This window comes from Tepidimonas sediminis, from assembly GCF_007556605.1.
Taxonomy (GTDB): Bacteria; Pseudomonadota; Gammaproteobacteria; order Burkholderiales; family Burkholderiaceae_C; genus Tepidimonas; species Tepidimonas sediminis.
Genome location: NZ_VJND01000013.1, coordinates 40,967 through 57,880 on the forward strand (window position 1 = coordinate 40,967; position 16,914 = coordinate 57,880).

Below are 16,914 nucleotides of genomic sequence, written 5' to 3' on the forward strand. Positions count from 1 at the left end.
GCATGCAGGAGAACGGCCGATGAATGCCGAACCCCAAACTACCCCCACCGGTACCAAGGCCGAACGGCTGGGCATCTCGGGCGTGATCGCGCGCACCTTCCAGGCCAACGCCATCACGCCGCTGCTGGCGCTGGTGGCGCTGCTGCTGGGTCTCTTCGCGGTGCTGGTCACGCCGCGCGAGGAGGAGCCGCAGATCAACGTCACGATGGCCAACGTGCTGATCCCGTTCCCCGGCGCCTCCGCCGCGGACGTGGAAAAGATGGTGGCGCAGCCCGCCGAGCACGTGCTGTCGCAGATCCACGGCATCGAGCACACCTACAGCGTCTCGCGCCCCGGCGTGGCGGTGCTGACGGTGCAGTTCAAGGTCGGCGTGCCGCGCACCGAGGCGCTGGTGCGCCTCTATGACGTGCTCAACGCCAACCAGGACTGGCTGCCGCAGGGCCTGGGCGTGCTGCCGCCGATCGTCAAGCCCAAGGGCATCGACGACGTGCCGGTGCTGGCCGCCACGCTGTGGAGCCCCGCGGGCAAGAGCGCGTGGGAGATCGAGCGCGTCGCGCACGCGATCGAGACCGAGCTCAAGCGCGTGCCCGGCACGCGCGAGGTGCAGACCATCGGCGGGCCGGGGCGCGCGATCCACGTCTGGATCGAGCCGGAGCGGCTGCGCGCGCGCGGCGTGCCGCTGCAGGCCATCCATCAGGCGATCGCCGCCGCCAACCAGGCCATGCCGTCCGGCACCGTGGCGCAGCCGCGCCAGCAGCCCGGCGAGCCGGGCCTGCTGACGGTGGAGACCGGCGAGTTCCTCAAGAGCGTGCAGGACGTCGGTGACATCGTCGTCGGCGTGCACCAGGGCCGTCCGGTCTACCTGCGCGAGGTGGCGCGCATCGAGGAAGGCGCGCAGCTGCCGCGCCGCTACGTCTGGCACACGCCCGGCCCGGCGGCGACGCTGCCGGAGGGCGCGCAACCAGGCCAAGCCTACCCCGCCGTCACGGTCATCGTGACCAAGAAGCCGGGCGAGAACGCCGTGGACGTGGCGCGCGCGGCCACGCAGCAGCTCGAGCGCCTGCACAACACGCTGATCCCCTACGGCGTGGAGGTGACGATCAGCCGCGACTACGGTGCCACCGCCGCCGACAAGGCCAACAAGCTGATCAGCAAGCTGATCTTCGCCACCGGCAGTGTGATCGTGCTGGTGGGGCTGGCGCTGGGCCGGCGCGAGGCGGTCATCGTCGGCGTGGCGGTGATCCTGACGCTGACGGCCACGCTGTTCGCCTCGTGGGCGTGGGGCTTCACGCTCAACCGCGTGTCGCTGTTCGCGCTGATCTTCTCGATCGGCATCCTGGTCGACGACGCCATCGTGGTGGTGGAAAACATCCACCGCCACCGCCAGCTCACGCCCGAGGCGTCGCTGCTGCAGATCATCCCGCGCGCGGTCGACGAGGTCGGCGGGCCGACCATCCTGGCGACGCTGACGGTGATCGCGGCGCTGCTGCCGATGGCCTTCGTCACCGGCCTGATGGGCCCCTACATGAGCCCGATCCCGATCAACGCCAGCATGGGCATGGCGATCTCGCTGGCCATCGCCTTCACGGTGACGCCGTGGCTGGCGTGGAAGCTGATGGGCGCGCACGGCGGCGCCGGCCACGCGGCGCACGGGCCGTCGAAGCTGACGCGCGCGCTGCAGACCTTCTTCATGCGCGTGCTGACACCGTTCCTCGAAAGCGCCCGCCACCGCTGGCTGCTGGCGCTGGGCGTGGCCGCGGGCCTGTTCCTGTCGGTGGGGTTGGCGGTGGTGCAGGCGGTGATCCTGAAGATGCTGCCGTTCGACAACAAGAGCGAGTTCCAGGTGGTGCTGGAAATGCCCGCCGGCACGGCGCTGGAGGACACCGCCGCCGCGCTGCAGGACATGACGGCGTTCCTGGCGCAGCAGCCGGAGGTCACGCACGTGCAGGGCTACGCCGGCACCTCAAGCCCCATCACCTTCAACGGGCTGGTGCGGCAGTACTACCTGCGCGCGGACGCCGAGCAGGGCGACCTGCAGGTCAACCTGGTCGACGCCAAGCACCGCAAGGAGCAGAGCCACGCCATCGCGCAGCGCCTGCGCCCGGGGCTGGAGGCGATCGCGCGCGCGCACGGCGGGCGCATCAAGGTGGTGGAAGTGCCGCCGGGGCCGCCGGTGCTGTCGCCGATCGTCGCCGAGGTCTACGGCCCGGACGAGGCCGGTCGCGCCGAACTCGCCCGCCGCGTGGCCAAGGCGTTCGCCGACACGCCCGACATCGTCGGCATCGACACCACGCTGAAGGAGGAGGCGCCGCGCGTGTTCCTGCGCATCGAGCGCGCGCGCGCCGAGGCTCTCGGCATCCCCGCGCAGGTGATCGCGCAGACGGTGTACACGGCGCTGTCGGGCAGCGACGCGGCCTACCTGCACGACGGCCACGCCAAGTTCGCGGTGCCGGTGCGGCTGCAGCTGCCGCGCGAGCGCCAGGTCGGGCTGGAGGCGCTGCTGGCGCTGCCGCTGAAGGCCGCCGACGGCCGCATGGTGCCGCTGTCGGAGCTGGTGCGCGTCGAGCGCGGCGTCATCGACCCGCCGCGCTTCACCAAGGACCTGCTGCCGGTGGTCTACGTGCTCGGCGACATGGCCGGCAAGACCGACTCGCCGCTGTACGGCATGTTCGCGATCCGCAGCCGGCTGGCCGAGGCCGCGCTGCCCGACACCGGGGGCCTGGGTGAGTACTGGATCCGCCAGCCGGCCGATCCGTGGCGCGAGTACGCCATCAAGTGGGACGGCGAGTGGCAGGTCACCTACGAGACCTTCCGCGACATGGGCGCGGCCTATGCGGTGGGGTTGGTGCTGATCTACCTGCTGGTGGTGGCGCAGTTCCGCAGCTACCTGACGCCGCTGATCATCATGGCGCCGATCCCGCTGACGATGATCGGCATCATGCCGGGCCATGCGCTGCTGGGCGCGCAGTTCACCGCCACCAGCATGATCGGCATGATCGCGCTGGCCGGCATCATCGTGCGCAACTCGATCCTGCTGGTGGACTTCATCGAGCTGGAGACCGCCCGCGGCATGCCGTTCAAGCAGGCCGTGATCCAGTCCGCCGCGGTGCGCGCGCAGCCGATCGCGCTGACCGCCCTGGCGGCGATGCTGGGGGCGTTCTTCATCCTCGACGACCCGATCTTCAACGGCCTGGCGGTGTCCTTGATCTTCGGGATTGCCGTCTCCACCTTGCTGACGCTGGTGGTGATCCCGGTGCTGTACTACGCCGTGTACCGGCGCCGCCACGAGGCGCCGGGCGCACCGCGCGCCGCCTGAGTCCCGTATTCCCGCAACCCTGTCCCAACCCTTGCAAGTGAGGAGAGCATCATGACCGTCGAGCGCTGGATCCGTGTGATCGCGGGCCTGTTCGTGTTCCTGTCGGTGGCGCTGGGCGCGCCGGCCAGCCCGCTGTTCGTCAGCGAGTGGTTCCTGGCCTTCACGGCCTTCGTCGGGCTGAACCTGTTCCAGTTCGGCTTCACCAACTTCTGCCCGCTGGCCATCATCCTGAAGAAGCTGGGCGTGCCCGAGGCCGCCATCCCGTGCAAGGCCTGCTGAGGCCCGAGACGGAGCGCACGATGAACGGTGCCCATCCCACCCCGCTGAAATTCCTGCACCCGGGCTGGTTCACGCCGGTGATGGGCCTGAGCGGCCTGGCGCTGGCGTGGCACGCCGCCGGCCCCGTGCTGGGCCCCTGGGCCGAGGGCGCGGCGCTGGTCATCGGCGCGCTGGCCGCGGCGGTGTTCGTCGCGGTGCTGGCCGGCTCGCTGCTGCGCTGGCGGCGCCACCCCGAGGCCGTCGCCGAGGACCTGCGCCACCCGGTGCGGCACGCCTTCGTCGCCGCCGCCCCGGTGGGCCTGCTGCTGCTGGCCACTTGGCTGCAGGCCGTGGGGCTGGCGCTGCCGCTGGCGCACGCGCTGTGGTGGATCGGCTCGATCGGCCAGCTCGGCGTCACCGTCTGGGCGCTGGGGCGGTGGCTGGCGCCCACCGTGGCGCACGCGCCGGATGCGCAGTCGCTGTGGAACGGCATCACGCCGGTGCTCTACATCCCGGTGGTCGGCAACGTCGTGGCGCCGCTGGCCGGCGTCGGCTTCGAGCACGCGATGTGGTCGGCGGTGCACTTCGGCATCGGGGTGTTCTTCTGGCCGGTGGTGTTTGCGCTGCTGGTGGCGCGGCGCCTGGCGCACGGGCCGATCCCGCCGCGGCTGCACCCGACCTGGTTCATCTCGCTGGCGCCGGCGGCGGTGGTGGGGCTGGGCGCGCTGCGCTTCGGCTGGCCGCCGGGGGTAGCCGCCGCCGTGTGGGGCGTGGGCCTGTTCATGCTGCTGTGGGTCGGCACGCAGGCGCGGCGCTTCTTCGCCCAGCCGTTCGCGCTGCCGTTCTGGGCGGTGTCGTTCCCGCTGGCGGCCTTCACCAGCCTGAGCTTCAAGCTGGCCGCGGCGCTGGCGCTGCCCGCGCTGCAGGGGGCGGCGTTGGCGCTGCTGGCGCTGGCGTCGGTGGTGATCGCGGCGCTGGCCCTGGCCACCGTCAAGGGGCTGCGCGAGGGCACCCTGCTGGCACCGGAGCCGGTGGCGCCGGTGGTGGCGGCGCCGTGAGACGGCCGCTCCGGCCGTCACCCGTGCGACGCGGACGCGGCGTGCGCCCGCGCCGCGCGGCTAGCATCGCACGATGGACCTGCCTCACGCCGCGCTGCTGACGGCGGCCGCCTTGGCCGCCGGCGCGCTCAACGCCATCGCCGGCGGCGGCAGCTTCCTGACCTTTCCGGCGCTCGTCTTCACCGGCGTGCCGCCGATCGTGGCCAACGCCACCAGCGCGCTGGCGGTCAGCCCCGGCTACCTCGGCAGCACGCTGGGCCTGCGGCGCGAGCTGGGCGCGCTGCCGGCCGCGCGGCTGCGCCGGGAAGCGCTGCTGGCCGCCGGCGGGGGCGTGCTCGGCGCGCTGCTGCTGCTCGTCACGCCGCCGGCGGCGTTTCGCGCGCTGGTGCCATGGCTGCTGGCGCTGGCCACCGCGGTCTTCGTCGCCGGCCCGCACCTGGTGCGGCGGCTCACCCGCGGCGACGCCCGCGACCATCCGCGCGCGCGCGCCTGGGGCCTGCTGGCGGTGGCGGTCTACGGGGGCTACTTCAACGGCGGCCTGGGCATCCTGCTGATGGCGCTGTACGCCGCCACCGGGGAGACCGACGTCCACCGCGCCAATGCGCTGAAGAACCTGAACTCGCTGGTGCTGTCGCTGCTGTCGGTGGCCACCTTCGCGCTGGCCGGGGCGATCGCCTGGGGGCCGGCGCTGCTGATGGCCGCCGCCGCCACGGCCGGCGGCTACCTGGGCGCGCGCGGGGCGCGGCGCCTGCCCGCGCGCGCGGTGCGCGCGGTCGTCATCGTCACCGGGCTGGCGATGACGGCGGCGTTCGCGTGGCGCGGCTGAGGCAGGGAGAACCCTGGACACTCGTCAGGGTCACTCCCATGACATTGATCACGATGAGATGGTATGGTTATTTGATTGACGTTTCAGGACGCACGCTTTTTACGCTCCCATCATGCAACGGCACCCCGACGTCCTCGAAGGACGGCTCGACAAGATCGCCTATCCCCACATCCGCGAGCGGCTGCAGGCGCTGCGCCACGACCTGCCGGCCATGCTGGAGTATGTCAATCACCTGTTCCTCGACACCCGCGACGGGCAGCGGCGCGGCTTCGATTTCACCACCGCTTCGACGCTGATGGAAATCAAGCACGACCTGATGCTGCAATTGGACGAGTACACGCGCTTGAAGCGCCATGTCCTGCCGTGGGAGCAGGAATTCCGCGTCGCCTCGCCCGGGCGGCCCTACCAGCCGCCGGTGAAGCTGCCGAAGAACTGGTGAGCCGAGGGACGGGCGCGTGGACGGACCGGTCTTCGACCACGTCATCGTCGGCGCCGGCACGGCCGGCTGCCTGCTGGCCAACCGCCTGAGCGCCGACCCGGCGCGGCGCGTGCTGCTGCTGGAAGCCGGCGGACGCGACGACTACCTCTGGATCCACATCCCGGTCGGCTACCTGTACTGCATCGGCAACCCGCGCACCGACTGGCTGTACCAGACCGAACCCGACGCCGGCCTCAACGGCCGGCGGCTGCGCTACCCGCGCGGCAAGGTGCTGGGCGGCTGCTCCAGCATCAACGGCATGATCTACATGCGCGGCCAGGCGCGCGACTACGACGGCTGGGCCGCGCACACCGGCGACGCGGCGTGGTCGTGGGCGAACTGCCTGCCCGACTTCAAGGCGCACGAGCAGCACTGGCGGCTCGACGTCGGCACGGACGAGGCCTTCGCCGCGCTGCACGGCCACCGGCGTACCGGCAGCACCGGCGAATGGCGCGTCGAGCGCCAGCGCCTGCGCTGGGCGATCCTCGACGCCTTCGCGCAGGCGGCGCAGCAGGCCGGCATTCCCGCCACCGACGACTTCAACCGCGGCGACAACGAGGGCGTCGGCTACTTCGAGGTCAACCAGCGCGCCGGGTGGCGCTGGAACGCGGCCAAGGCCTTTCTGCATCCGGTGGCGCGGCGACCCAACCTGACGGTGTGGACCGGCGCCCACGTGGCCGGCCTGCGGCTGGAGGGAGGCGAGGGCGCGCCGCTGCGCTGCACCGGCGTGGAGGTGGTGCGCGACGGCCAGCGCCTGACGGTGCACGCGGCACGCGAGGTGACGCTGGCCGCCGGCGCGATCGGCAGCCCGCAGATCCTGCAGCTGTCGGGCATCGGGCCGGCGGCGTGGCTGCGGCCCCTGGGCATCCCGGTGCGCGCGGACCTGCCCGGCGTCGGCGCCAACCTGCAGGACCACCTGCAGATCCGCGCGGTCTACCGCGTCCATGGCGCACGCACGCTCAACACGCTGGCCCACAGCGCCTGGGGCCGGCTGCGCATCGGGCTGGAGTACCTTTTGTGGCGGCGCGGCCCGATGAGCATGGCGCCGAGCCAGCTCGGCGCCTTCACGCGCAGCCGGCCGGACCGCCCCTGGCCCGACGTCGAGTTCCATGTGCAGCCGCTCAGCCTCGACGCCTTCGGCGAACCGCTGCACCCCTTCGACGCCATCACCGCCAGCGTCTGCAACCTCAACCCGGGCAGCCGCGGCACCGTGCGCATCCGCAGCCCGCGCTGGGAAGATGCGCCGGCCATCGCACCGAACTACCTCTCCACCGCCGAAGACCGGCAGGTCGCCGCCGACAGCCTGCGGCTGGCGCGGCGCATCGTCACCCAGCCGGCGCTGGCACGCTACCGGCCGGAGGAAATCCGTCCCGGCCCGCAATACCAGACCGACGAGGAGCTGGCGCGGCTCGCTGGCGACATCGGCACCACCATCTTCCACCCGGTCGGCACCACCGCGATGGGGCCGGACGGCGACCCGATGGCCGTCACCGACAGTCGCCTGCGCGTGCGCGACGGCCGCGGCGGCCGCATCGGCGGCCTGCGCGTGGTCGACGCCGGCATCATGCCCACCATCACCAGCGGCAACACCAACAGCCCGACGCTGATGATCGCCGAAAAGGCGGCGCGCTGGATCCTGGCCGGCGACTGACGACCCGCCCGGATGAGGCCGCCCGCCTCCCCTGCCCTAGGGGTTAGTCCGGAAGCGCGCGGCCGGCCGCGCTGTCTAGAATGGCCGCAACGCGAGCGCTGGCGGCCAGCGCCACCGGGACTCGCGGGGGCTCGAGGAGACGACACACACGATGCGCGGACGCCGGCCACGTGCCGGCGTCGTTTTTCGTGGATCGCCAAGGCGGCTTCAGGCGCGGGTGTCGAGCAGGCTGCCGGCCATGCGGTCGGCGGCCTTGAACACCTGCAGGTTGGCGGCGAATGCCGTGGCGGCCATCTTCTGCTCGATGAGGTCGGCCGGCAGATCGGCACCCGGCACGGGCATACGCTCGGCCTGAGCGCGCACGCCACCCTGCGGCTGCGCCTCGGCACGCGCCTCGACGCGCCGGTAGCCCTCCGTCGGCAGGTTGGCGACGTTGGAAGCCGCCGCCTGCAGCCGCGTCTGCGCGGCAGCCATGCCGGACGTGGCGATGGAGCTGACGTTGCCGATCATGGCCGCAGTGTAGCCCCGCGGCCGCCACCGGATCAGTGGCCGCCGACGGACGGCGGCGCGCGTCAGGCCCGGCGGCCGCGCTGCAGCAGCGCGTGCAGCAGGATGGCGCCGAACGTCGCGGTGCCGATGCCGCCGAGCGCGAAGTCGCCGAACTTCAGCGTGAAGTCGCCGGTGCCCAGCACCAGCGTGATCGCCGCCACCAGCAGGTTGCGGTTGTCCGAAAAGTCCACCTGGTTGTCGACCCAGATCTTGGCGCCGGCCACCGCGATCAGGCCGAAGACGACGATCGAGACGCCCCCCATCACCGCCAGCGGAATGGCCTGGATCAGCGCGCCGAACTTCGGGCTGAAGCCGAGCAGGATCGCCATCAGCCCGGCGACGACGAAGATCGCGGTGGAATAGATCTTGGTGGCGGCCATCACGCCGATGTTCTCGGCGTAGGTGGTCACGCCGGTGCCGCCGGCGCTGCCGGCCACCATCGTCGCCAGCCCGTCGCCCATGAAGGCGCGCCCCATGAAGCGGTCGAGGTCGCGTCCGGTCATCGCCGTCACCGCCTTGATGTGGCCGAGGTTTTCCGCCACCAGGATGATGGCCACCGGCGCGATCAGCACGATGGCCGGCGCGCTGAACACCGGCGCGCTGAACTGCGGCAGCCCGAACCACGGCGCCGCCGCCACGCCGGACAGGTCCAGCGGCTTGCCCAGCCCCAGCCCGTTGGCCAGCACCGCGTAGACGATGCTGGCCACGATCAGCCCCATCAGGATCAGCAGCCGCTGCACCATGCCGCGCGTCAGCACCGCCACCAGCCCGACGCAGACGAACGTGACGGCCTGCATCCAGGCGTCGAACGGCGTCGGCGCCATGTTCTTGACCGGGATGTGCGCCAGGTGCAGGCCAATGACGGCCACCACCGAGCCGGTCACCACCGGCGGCATCAGGCGCTCGATCCAGCCGGTACCGACCGCGTGCACGACGGCGCCGATCAGGAAGTACAGCAGCCCGCAGGCGACGATGCCGCCCAGCGCCACGCCGAGGTTGGCGTTGGGCCCCTGGCCGGCGTAGCCGGTGGCGGCGATCACCACGCCGATGAAGGCGAAGCTCGAGCCGAGGTAGCTCGGCACCTGCCCCCCGGTCATCAGGAAGAAGATCAGCGTGCCGATGCCGCTCATCAGCACCGCCACGTTGGGGTCGAAGCCCATCAGGATCGGCGCCAGCACCGTCGCGCCGAACATCGCGATCAGGTGCTGCACGCCCAGCAGCGCGGTCTGCGGCCACGGCAGCCGCTCATCGGGTGCGATGACGCCGCCGTCGCGCAGCACGGCGTCGGACTTCTCGGTCCACTGGAACATGGCGGTTCTCACTCCTGGCGTCGATGCAAATGGGCGCGATTGTGCCTGCGCGGGCGCCGGCACCGCAAGCCTGGCGTCAGCGGCGCAGCGGCGTCCGCACCGCCGCCGCTGACACCCAGGTGACGGCGCCGACGTCCCGGCCTTCCATAATCGGCGGCGTCCCCGTCTGGGTCGAACCGCGATGCCCGCTTGCGCCCTTCCGCCCCACGAACCGCAGCTCGACCGCTACCAGCGCTGGCTGCGGCAGCACCATGGCCTGCGCTTCGACGACTACGATGCACTGTGGCGCTGGTCGGTGACGGACCTGCCCGCGTTCTGGCAGAGCGTGTGGGACTATTTCGGTCTGCACTCGCCCACGCCGCACCGCGCGGTGCTGGAGGGCGGCCCGATGCCGCACGTGCGCTGGTTCCCGGGGGCGCAGCTCAACTACGTGCACCAAGTCTGGCGCCACGTCGAGGCCGCCGAGGCCGCCGGCCAGCCGGCGCTGATCGCCGAGGACGAGCTCGGGCGCGTGCGCACGCTGGGCTGGCGCGAGCTGCGGCGCCAGGTGGCCGCGCTGGCGGTGGGCCTGCAGGCGCTGGGCGTGCGCGCCGGCGACCGCGTCGTGGCCTGCCTGCCCAACCGCGCCGAGACCGTGGTGGCTTTCCTCGCCTGCGCCAGCCTGGGCGCGGTCTGGAGCGTGTGCGCGCCGGACATGGGCACGCCGGCGGTGCTGGACCGCTTCGGCCAGATCGAGCCGAAGGTGTTGATCGCCGCCGACGGCGTGCACTACGGCGGCCGCCCGCTGGACCGCAGCGCCACGGTGCGCGCGCTGCGCGCCGGGCTGCCGACGCTGCAGCACGTCATCACGCTGCGCACGCCGTACGCGGCCGAGCGCGTCGAGGACACGCTGGACCTGGCGGCGCTGCTGGACCGCGACGACGCCGCGGTGCGCGCGTTCGAGCCGGCCTGGCTGCCGTTCGACCACCCGCTGTGGATCGTCTACTCCAGCGGCACCACCGGGTTGCCCAAGCCGATCGTGCACGGCCACGGCGGCATCGTGCTGATGGGTCTGGTGCTGGGCGTGCTGCACAACGACCTCGGTGCCAGCTACGACGCCAACAGCCTCGGCGAGCGCTTCCACTGGTACAGCTCCACCGGCTGGGTGATGTGGAACGCGCAGGTCGGCGGGCTGCTGGGCGGCACGACGATCGTGCTCTACGACGGCAGCCCCGGCGGGCGGCGCGACGAGCCGGACTGGAGCGTGCTGTGGCGCTTCGCGTCGCGTCACCGCGTGACCTTCTTCGGCGCCGGCGCGGCGCTGTACGCCAGCATGATGAAGGCGGGCGTGGACCTGGAGGCGCTGCAGGCGGCCGGCTGCGATCTGAGCTCGATCCGGGCGCTGGGCTCGACCGGCTCGCCGCTGCCACCAGACGTGCAGCGCTGGGGCAGCGAGCAGTTCGAGCGCGTGCGCGCGCGTGCGGGCCGGCCCATCCAGCCCGGGGCACTGCCCGGCGGGCCGGACGGGCCGCCGTGGTGGTGCAACATCTCCGGCGGCACCGACTTCTGCGGCGCCTTCATCGGCGGCAACCGGCGCCTGCCGCAGGTGCCGGGGCAGATGCAGTGCCGCCAGCTGGGCTGCGCGGTGCAGGCCTGGGACGAGCACGGCCGCAGCGTGGTGGGCCAGGTCGGCGAGCTGGTGTGCACGCGCCCGCTGCCCTCGATGCCGCTGTGCTTCTGGAACGACCCGGGCGATGCGCGCTACCTGGCCAGCTACTTCGACACCTACCCCGGGGTATGGCGCCACGGCGACTGGCTGGAGATCCGCGCCGACGGCGGCTGCGTGATCCACGGCCGCAGCGACGCGACGCTGAACCGCCACGGCCTGCGCATGGGCACCGGCGAAGTCTACGCCGCGGTGGAGGCGCTGCCGGAGGTGCTCGACAGCCTGGTGGTGGACGTGCCGCTGCCCGGGCGCGGCGACTTCATGCCGCTGTTCGTCGTGCTGCGCGAAGGGCTCGTGCTGGACGAGGACTTGCGCGCGCGCATCCGCGAGGCGATCCGCACGCGCCTGTCGCCGCGCTTCGTGCCCGACGCCATCGAGCAGGCACCGGCCATCCCGCGCACGCTCAGCGGCAAGAAGCAGGAGCTGCCGGTCAAGCGGCTGCTGCAGGGCCAGCCGCTGGCGCGCGTGGTCAACCGCGACGCGATGGCCAACCCCGAAAGCCTGGCGTGGTACGTCGACTACGCCGCGCGGCTCGGGGCCGCAGCCGCCGCCGTGGGCGGAGACGGTCGCGGCGGCGCGCTACCATAACCGCACCATGAGCGATGCCTCCGTCGAAACCGAGCTGGACCGGGCGCGCACGCGCGGCCCGGTGCGCGACATCGTCATTCCGCCGTGCCCGGAGCTGCTGCGCCGGCTGCAGGAGGCCACCGCGCACGGCGACCCGGAGCCGGCCACGCTGGAAGCCATCGCCAGCGCCGACGTCGCCATGGCCGCGGCGCTGATCCGGCAGGCCAACGGGCCGCTGTACGGCCTGCGCACGCCGGTGACGACGGTCGGACAGGCGCTCACCGTGATGGGGGTGCGGCCGGCGGTGCGGCTGCTGACCGGTTTTCTGACGCGGCAGGCGCTGCAGGTGCACTCGCCGGCGCTGGCGCACTTCTGGGAGACCTCGACACGCCGCGCCATCGCCTGCGAGCACATCGGGCTGCAGCTCTACGGCATGGACACCGGGCTGGCCTACACCTTCGGGCTGTTCTGCCACGTCGGCCTGCCGGTGCTGCTGCGTGGCGTGCGCGGCTACGCCGCCACGATCACCGAGGCGCTGGCGCGCAAGGACCGCACCTTCACCCAGACCGAGAACGCCAACCACCGCACCGACCACGCCGTGGTCGGCGGCATCGTGGCACGCGCCTGGCGGCTGCCGCCCCCGGTGGCGGTGGCGATCCGCCTGCACCACGACTTCACCTGCCTGGAGGACACGCGCTTTTCCGAGACGGTGCGCCACCTGGTGGCGATGGCGCTGATCGCCGACCGGCTGGTGCTGCTGCACGAAGGCGTGGCCGAGCCGCAGGACTGGGCCGCGCACGGCGCGGCGTGCCTGCGCCACCTGCAGGTCGGCGAGGCCGAGCTGGACTACTGGCTCGACGCGCTGCACCCGGCGTTCGAGGCGGTGCAGGTCGACTGACCCGGCGCCAGCGCCGCAAACGCGCCGCGGTGGTAGAGCAGCGGTTCGCCCTCGGCGCTGCGGCAGCGCAGCACCTCGCCGAGCAGGATCAGATGGTCACCGCCCGGCAGGATCTGCACCGCCCGGCACTCGAACCAGGCCAGCGCCTGCGGCAGCAGCGGCACGCCGCCGGCGCCCTCGGTCCACGCCACGCCGGCCCAGCGGTCGGCGTCACGGCGCGCGAAGCGCTGCGCCAGCGCGCGCTGGTCGGCGCGCAGCACGTGCACCGCCCAGTGGCTACCGGCCTCGAACACCACCCGTGCGCGCGAGGCCCGCGCCAGGCTCCACAGCACCAGCGGCGGCTGCAGCGACACCGAGTTGAACGAGTTCACCGTCAGGCCCACCGGGGCGCCGTCCGGCGCGCGCGTGGTGACGATGGTCACGCCGGTGGCGAAACGGCCGAGGGCGGCCCGCAGCGCGGCGGAGGTGGGGGCATCCATGGGCGGGCATTGTGCCGCGCCGCGCGGACCCACGGCACCGCGGCCGGCCAAGGCCCCATCGGCGGCGCAGCCCGCCGCCGCGCGGTCCGCCGCAACCGGCGTCATGCCGCGGCCGAGGCGGCCGCGCCGCTGCCCGGCCGGTGCGCCGGTTCGTCGAAGCCGACGAAGCGCAGCGCCAGCGCCGGGCGCTGGCCGCTCATCAGCTCGGCCAGCGCCCGGCCCGAGCCGGCGCCATGCGTCCAGCCCAGCGTGCCGTGGCCGGCGTTGATCCACAGACGCCGCACGGGCAGCCGGCCGATCAGCGGCACGTTGGTCGGCGTCGCGGGCCGCAGCCCGCACCAGAAGTTCGGCTCGCCGCCCTGCTCGGGCGCGCGCGTGTCGGCCACGCCGGGGAAGAGCTCCTCGATGCGCTGCAGCAGCATGCGGCAGCGCGCCTGCGCCACCGGGGTATCCAGCCGCAGGTCGAAGCCGGCCAGCTCGATCGTGCCGGCCACGCGCAGGCGCTCGCCGAGACGCGAGATCGCGATCTTGCGCGCGTCGTCGATCAGGCTGACCTGCGGCGCGCGCGCCGGTTCGCGCAGCGGCAGCGTCGCGCTGTAGCCCTTGCCGGGGTAGATCGGCACGCGGATGCCGACCGTGGCCAGCAGAGGGGCCGTGTAGGAGCCGCACGCCACCACGTAGGCGTCGGCCTGCAGCGCGCGCGTCTGGCCGGTCGTGCGGCAGCGCAGGTGCACGCGCTGCACCGCGCCGCCGGCCACCTCCAGCCGCTCGACGTCGTGGCTGAACAGCAGCTGGGCGCCGCGGCGCGCGCAGTCGCGCGCCAGCGCCTGCGTGAACACACGCGCATCCCCGTGCTCGTCGGTGGGGGTGTAGGTGCCGCCGACGATGCGTTCGGCGCAGGCGGTCAGCGCCGGCTCGAGGCGCAGCAGCTCGTCGCGCCCGACCACCTGCCGCTGCACGCCGTGGCGGCGCATCAGCTCGGCGGCGGCGGCGGCTTCCTCGAACGCACGCGTGTCGCTGTAGACGTGCGCGATGCCGCGCTGGCTGCGGTGGAAGTCGATGCCGGTGGCGGCCACCATCTCGTGCAGCGTGGCGTGGCTGTAGCGCCCCAGCGCCACCAGCTGCGCCACGTTGCGCGCGAACGCCCGGTCGGTGCACTGGCCGAGGAACCGCAGCAGCCAGCGCCACTGCGCCGGATCCAGCTGCGGCCGCCACAGCAGCGGCGCGGTGCGGTCGGCCATCCACTTCAGCGCCTTCCACGGCGCCTGCCGGTTGGCCCACGGCTCGCAGTAGCTCACCGAGATCTGCGCCGCGTTGGCAAAGCTCGTCTCCAGCGCCGCGTCGGGCTGGCGGTCCACCAGCACCACCTCGTGCCCGCGCTGCAGCAGGTGCCATGCCGTCGACGTGCCGATGATGCCGGCACCCAGGACGACCACGCGCATGTCGCACTCCTTGCGGCCGCGCGCCCCGCAACCCCTGCGGGGCCACCGGCGCGGCCCTTGCTCGAAGGGCGAGTGTGCGCGCACGCCATCCCCGTGTGAAGCCTCATTGACGAAAACCGGCGTTCATCAGAAACTCTAATGCAAGCCCTTCGATCGCGACGACCATGGCCAGCGCCACCTTCGACCCCGACGCCCTCGAGTGCCTGGCCGCCATCGTCGAGGAAGGCGGCTTCGAGCGCGCCGCGCAGCGCCTGTCGATCACGCAGTCGGCGGTGTCGCAGCGGCTGCGCGCGCTGGAGGCGCAGGTGGGCACCGTGCTGCTGGTGCGCAGCCGGCCGGTGCGTCCGACGCCGGCTGGTCAGCGCCTGCTCAAGCACGCCAAGATGATGCGGCTGCTGCGCGCGGATCTGGAGCGCGAGCTGCGCGAGCTCGACCCGACGCTGGCGCGGCGCGCGCGCGACGAGGGACGCATCTCGATCGCGATCAACGCCGACAGCATCGCCACCTGGGCACTGGCAGCGCTGACGCCGCTGGTGCGCGATGGCGTGGCGCTGGAAATCATCCACGACGACCAGGATTTCACGCACGAGTGGCTGCGCGAGGGCCAGGTGATGGGCTGCGTGACCACGCTGGCGCAGCCCCTGCGCGGCTGCCGGCTGGAGCCGCTGGGCCGCATGCCCTACGTCGCGGTGGCCAGCCCGGCGCTGGCGCAGCGGGTGCTGGGCGGGCGGCTGACGGCGCACAATTTCCACCGCGTGCCGTTCGTCGCCTTCAACCGCAAGGACGACCTGCAGCGCGACTTCGTCTGCCACGCCTTCGGCCTGACGCAGGTGGGCCTGCAGCAGACTTACGTGCCCTCCTCCGAGGGGCAGGTGCGCGCGGCGCAGGCGGGCTGGGGTGTGACGGTGGTGCCGCGGACGCTGGCCGAGCCGGCGCTGGCCGAAGGCTCGCTGGTCGACGTGGCCCCGGGCGTGCGCTATGGCGTGCCGCTGCACTGGCACTGCTGGAGCCTGGCCTCCGAGGCACTGGCGCGCATCAGCGCGGCGCTGCGCGAGGCCGCGCGGACGCGGCTGGAACCGATGCAGGCGGCGGCCTGACCCTCAGGCGGGGGCCGACTGGCGCCCCAGGCCCGGGATGCCGGACCAGATCTCGTCCAGATCCGGAATCTTCCACTGCGCCGGGTCCTCGCGCTGCTCGATGCCGACGCGGCAGGACGGCGCGGCCAGGTCGATGCGCTCGGGCACCAGACGCTCGCCGCTGCGCAGCGACAGCACCGTCTTGACCACCGGCTTGAGCAGGTTGCCGGGATTCTGCTCCACCACCACCGCCAGCCGCTGGTTGGACAGGCGCACCAGCGAGCCCACCGGGTAGATGCCCAGGCTGCGCACGAAGGCCTGGAAGATGCGCTCGTCGAAATGGCCCTTCCAGCTCGCCATGCGCTTGAGCGATTCGGCCGGATCCCAGCCGGCCTTGTACGGGCGGTTGGAGGTGATGGCGTCGTAGACGTCGCACACGGCGCCCATGCGCGCCAGCAGCGTCAGCGCCTCGCCCTTGAGACCGTCCGGATAGCCGCCGCCGTCCATGCGCTCGTGGTGGTGCAGGCACACCTCCAGCGCCGCCTCGTCCTCGATGCCGGCGGCGCGCAGGCGCTGCCAGCCCTTGCGCGGGTGCTCGCGCACGATGGCGAACTCCCCCTCGGTGAGCCGGCCGGGCTTGTTGAGGATCTCCAGCGGGATGTCGGCCTTGCCGACGTCGTGCAGCAGCCCGGCAAAGCCCGCCGCGCGCACCTCCTCGTCCGGCAGGCCGAGCTGGCGTGCCAGCGCCACCATCAGCGCGCACACCGCCACCGAGTGCATGTAGGTGTACTCGTCGGCGGTCTTGACGCGCGCCAGGCTGATCAGCGCGCCGGCGTTGCGCGTGACGCTGTCGGCGATGTCCTCGGCCACCGCGCGCATGACCTGGCGGTCGATGGCGCGGCCCATGCGCGCGTCCTGGAACATGTCCTTGACCGCGCCGCGCGCGCTGGCCAGCAGCCGCGCGGCGCGCTGCAGCTCCTCGGACTGGCTCACCGGCTGCAGCAGCCGCTGCACGCGCTCGTCGTAGGCGCGCAGCGGCTCGGCCTCGTCGGCGGCCTCCACCGCCTCGGCCACCGGTGCCTCGGGCGGCACGTCGGCGCCCCGGCTGACGTCGATCCAGACCTCGCGCACGGCGCTGGCGCGGATGCGCGCCAAGTCCTCCGGGTCTTCCAGCAAAAAGCGGTTGCGCCAGAACGGGTGATCCAGCCACGAGCCGACGAAGCCGTGGATGTACATGCCGAGGCGGACGTCCTCGACGCGGATGCGCTTGAGCATGGGTCGATGATACCCCGGGGGGGCTG

At 72.8% G+C, this 16,914-nt stretch carries 14 protein-coding genes; 9 read left to right on the top strand and 5 right to left on the bottom strand.

Translation table 11 applies throughout. The annotated features are described in order from the left end of the window. The first annotated feature begins 19 nt into the window (after window positions 1-19). The 6 genes from Tsedi_RS10045 (at window position 20) to Tsedi_RS10070 (ending at window position 7,587) form a co-directional block, all read left to right on the top strand. Entirely contained in the window at window positions 20-3,316 is a 3,297-nt protein-coding gene (locus Tsedi_RS10045; protein ID WP_143896201.1) for an efflux RND transporter permease subunit, read from the top strand. Between the two features lie 51 nt (window positions 3,317-3,367). Next, window positions 3,368-3,595, top strand: a complete 228-nt coding sequence (locus Tsedi_RS10050; protein ID WP_068607687.1) for a YgaP family membrane protein — start codon at window positions 3,368-3,370, stop codon at window positions 3,593-3,595. 20 nt (window positions 3,596-3,615) lie between these two features. Further along, window positions 3,616-4,632: an SLAC1 anion channel family protein gene (locus tag Tsedi_RS10055; protein WP_143896203.1), complete on the top strand. Its 1,017-nt coding sequence runs from the start codon at window positions 3,616-3,618 to the stop codon at window positions 4,630-4,632. A 73-nt stretch (window positions 4,633-4,705) separates the two neighbouring features. Continuing rightward, window positions 4,706-5,458 carry a sulfite exporter TauE/SafE family protein gene (locus Tsedi_RS10060; protein ID WP_185970643.1) on the top strand — a complete coding sequence of 251 codons (753 nt, stop codon included), beginning with the start codon at window positions 4,706-4,708 and terminating at the stop codon, window positions 5,456-5,458. A gap of 112 nt (window positions 5,459-5,570) precedes the next feature. Continuing rightward, window positions 5,571-5,897 carry a hypothetical protein gene (locus Tsedi_RS10065; RefSeq protein WP_143896205.1) on the top strand — a complete coding sequence of 109 codons (327 nt, stop codon included), beginning with the start codon at window positions 5,571-5,573 and terminating at the stop codon, window positions 5,895-5,897. A gap of 16 nt (window positions 5,898-5,913) precedes the next feature. After that, on the top strand, window positions 5,914-7,587 hold the full coding sequence (locus Tsedi_RS10070) for a GMC family oxidoreductase (RefSeq protein ID WP_143896207.1): 1,674 nt from the start codon (window positions 5,914-5,916) through the stop codon (window positions 7,585-7,587). A 207-nt stretch (window positions 7,588-7,794) separates the two neighbouring features. Here the strand turns inward: Tsedi_RS10070 and Tsedi_RS10075 are convergent, their stop codons facing one another. Both Tsedi_RS10075 and Tsedi_RS10080 read right to left on the bottom strand, forming a co-directional pair. After that, window positions 7,795-8,097 carry a flagellar basal body protein gene (locus Tsedi_RS10075; protein WP_342781106.1) on the bottom strand — a complete coding sequence of 101 codons (303 nt, stop codon included), beginning with the start codon at window positions 8,095-8,097 and terminating at the stop codon, window positions 7,795-7,797. Window positions 8,098-8,159: 62 nt separating this feature from the next. Further along, a complete protein-coding gene (locus Tsedi_RS10080) occupies window positions 8,160-9,446 on the bottom strand; it encodes a solute carrier family 23 protein (RefSeq protein ID WP_143896208.1) in 1,287 nt (428 codons plus the stop codon). Between the two features lie 181 nt (window positions 9,447-9,627). Between Tsedi_RS10080 and Tsedi_RS10085 the strand changes: the two genes are divergently transcribed. Together Tsedi_RS10085 and Tsedi_RS10090 are read left to right on the top strand one after the other, a co-directional pair. Then, window positions 9,628-11,739, top strand: a complete 2,112-nt coding sequence (locus tag Tsedi_RS10085) for an acetoacetate--CoA ligase (RefSeq protein ID WP_143896210.1) — start codon at window positions 9,628-9,630, stop codon at window positions 11,737-11,739. A 7-nt stretch (window positions 11,740-11,746) separates the two neighbouring features. After that, window positions 11,747-12,616: an HDOD domain-containing protein gene (locus tag Tsedi_RS10090; protein ID WP_143896212.1), complete on the top strand. Its 870-nt coding sequence runs from the start codon at window positions 11,747-11,749 to the stop codon at window positions 12,614-12,616. On the opposite strand, the gene Tsedi_RS10095 is transcribed toward Tsedi_RS10090, so the two are convergent. Together Tsedi_RS10095 and Tsedi_RS10100 are read right to left on the bottom strand one after the other, a co-directional pair. After that, window positions 12,565-13,095 (bottom strand): flavin reductase family protein, encoded by a 531-nt coding sequence (locus tag Tsedi_RS10095; RefSeq protein WP_143896214.1) that lies wholly within the window; start codon window positions 13,093-13,095, stop codon window positions 12,565-12,567. The genes Tsedi_RS10090 and Tsedi_RS10095 overlap by 52 nt on opposite strands. A 101-nt stretch (window positions 13,096-13,196) precedes the next feature. After that, window positions 13,197-14,537: a D-amino acid dehydrogenase gene (locus Tsedi_RS10100; protein ID WP_143896216.1), complete on the bottom strand. Its 1,341-nt coding sequence runs from the start codon at window positions 14,535-14,537 to the stop codon at window positions 13,197-13,199. Window positions 14,538-14,701: 164 nt separating this feature from the next. Here Tsedi_RS10100 and Tsedi_RS10105 point away from each other — a divergent pair, with 164 nt between their 5' ends. After that, complete coding sequence (locus Tsedi_RS10105; RefSeq protein WP_143896217.1) at window positions 14,702-15,634, top strand: LysR family transcriptional regulator ArgP; 933 nt, start codon at window positions 14,702-14,704, stop codon at window positions 15,632-15,634. Window positions 15,635-15,637: 3 nt separating this feature from the next. Here Tsedi_RS10105 and Tsedi_RS10110 read toward each other — a convergent pair whose 3' ends face one another. Next, a complete protein-coding gene (locus Tsedi_RS10110; protein WP_143896219.1) occupies window positions 15,638-16,888 on the bottom strand; it encodes an HD-GYP domain-containing protein in 1,251 nt (416 codons plus the stop codon). Between the last annotated feature and the right edge of the window lie 26 nt (window positions 16,889-16,914).

Bases quoted from the DNA above. Each gene is read 5' to 3' on its own strand.
- Tsedi_RS10095 (WP_143896214.1), bottom strand. From the start codon at position 13,095: ATGGATGCCCCCACCTCCGCCGCGCTGCGGGCCGCCCTCGGCCGTTTC.
- Tsedi_RS10105 (WP_143896217.1), top strand. From the start codon at position 14,702: ATGGCCAGCGCCACCTTCGACCCCGACGCCCTCGAGTGCCTGGCCGCC.
- Tsedi_RS10100 (WP_143896216.1), bottom strand. From the start codon at position 14,537: ATGCGCGTGGTCGTCCTGGGTGCCGGCATCATCGGCACGTCGACGGCA.
- Tsedi_RS10080 (WP_143896208.1), bottom strand. From the start codon at position 9,446: ATGTTCCAGTGGACCGAGAAGTCCGACGCCGTGCTGCGCGACGGCGGC.
- Tsedi_RS10075 (WP_342781106.1), bottom strand. From the start codon at position 8,097: ATGATCGGCAACGTCAGCTCCATCGCCACGTCCGGCATGGCTGCCGCG.
- Tsedi_RS10055 (WP_143896203.1), top strand. From the start codon at position 3,616: ATGAACGGTGCCCATCCCACCCCGCTGAAATTCCTGCACCCGGGCTGG.
- Tsedi_RS10085 (WP_143896210.1), top strand. From the start codon at position 9,628: ATGCCCGCTTGCGCCCTTCCGCCCCACGAACCGCAGCTCGACCGCTAC.
- Tsedi_RS10065 (WP_143896205.1), top strand. From the start codon at position 5,571: ATGCAACGGCACCCCGACGTCCTCGAAGGACGGCTCGACAAGATCGCC.
- Tsedi_RS10090 (WP_143896212.1), top strand. From the start codon at position 11,747: ATGAGCGATGCCTCCGTCGAAACCGAGCTGGACCGGGCGCGCACGCGC.
- Tsedi_RS10110 (WP_143896219.1), bottom strand. From the start codon at position 16,888: ATGCTCAAGCGCATCCGCGTCGAGGACGTCCGCCTCGGCATGTACATC.
- Tsedi_RS10060 (WP_185970643.1), top strand. From the start codon at position 4,706: ATGGACCTGCCTCACGCCGCGCTGCTGACGGCGGCCGCCTTGGCCGCC.
- Tsedi_RS10045 (WP_143896201.1), top strand. From the start codon at position 20: ATGAATGCCGAACCCCAAACTACCCCCACCGGTACCAAGGCCGAACGG.
- Tsedi_RS10050 (WP_068607687.1), top strand. From the start codon at position 3,368: ATGACCGTCGAGCGCTGGATCCGTGTGATCGCGGGCCTGTTCGTGTTC.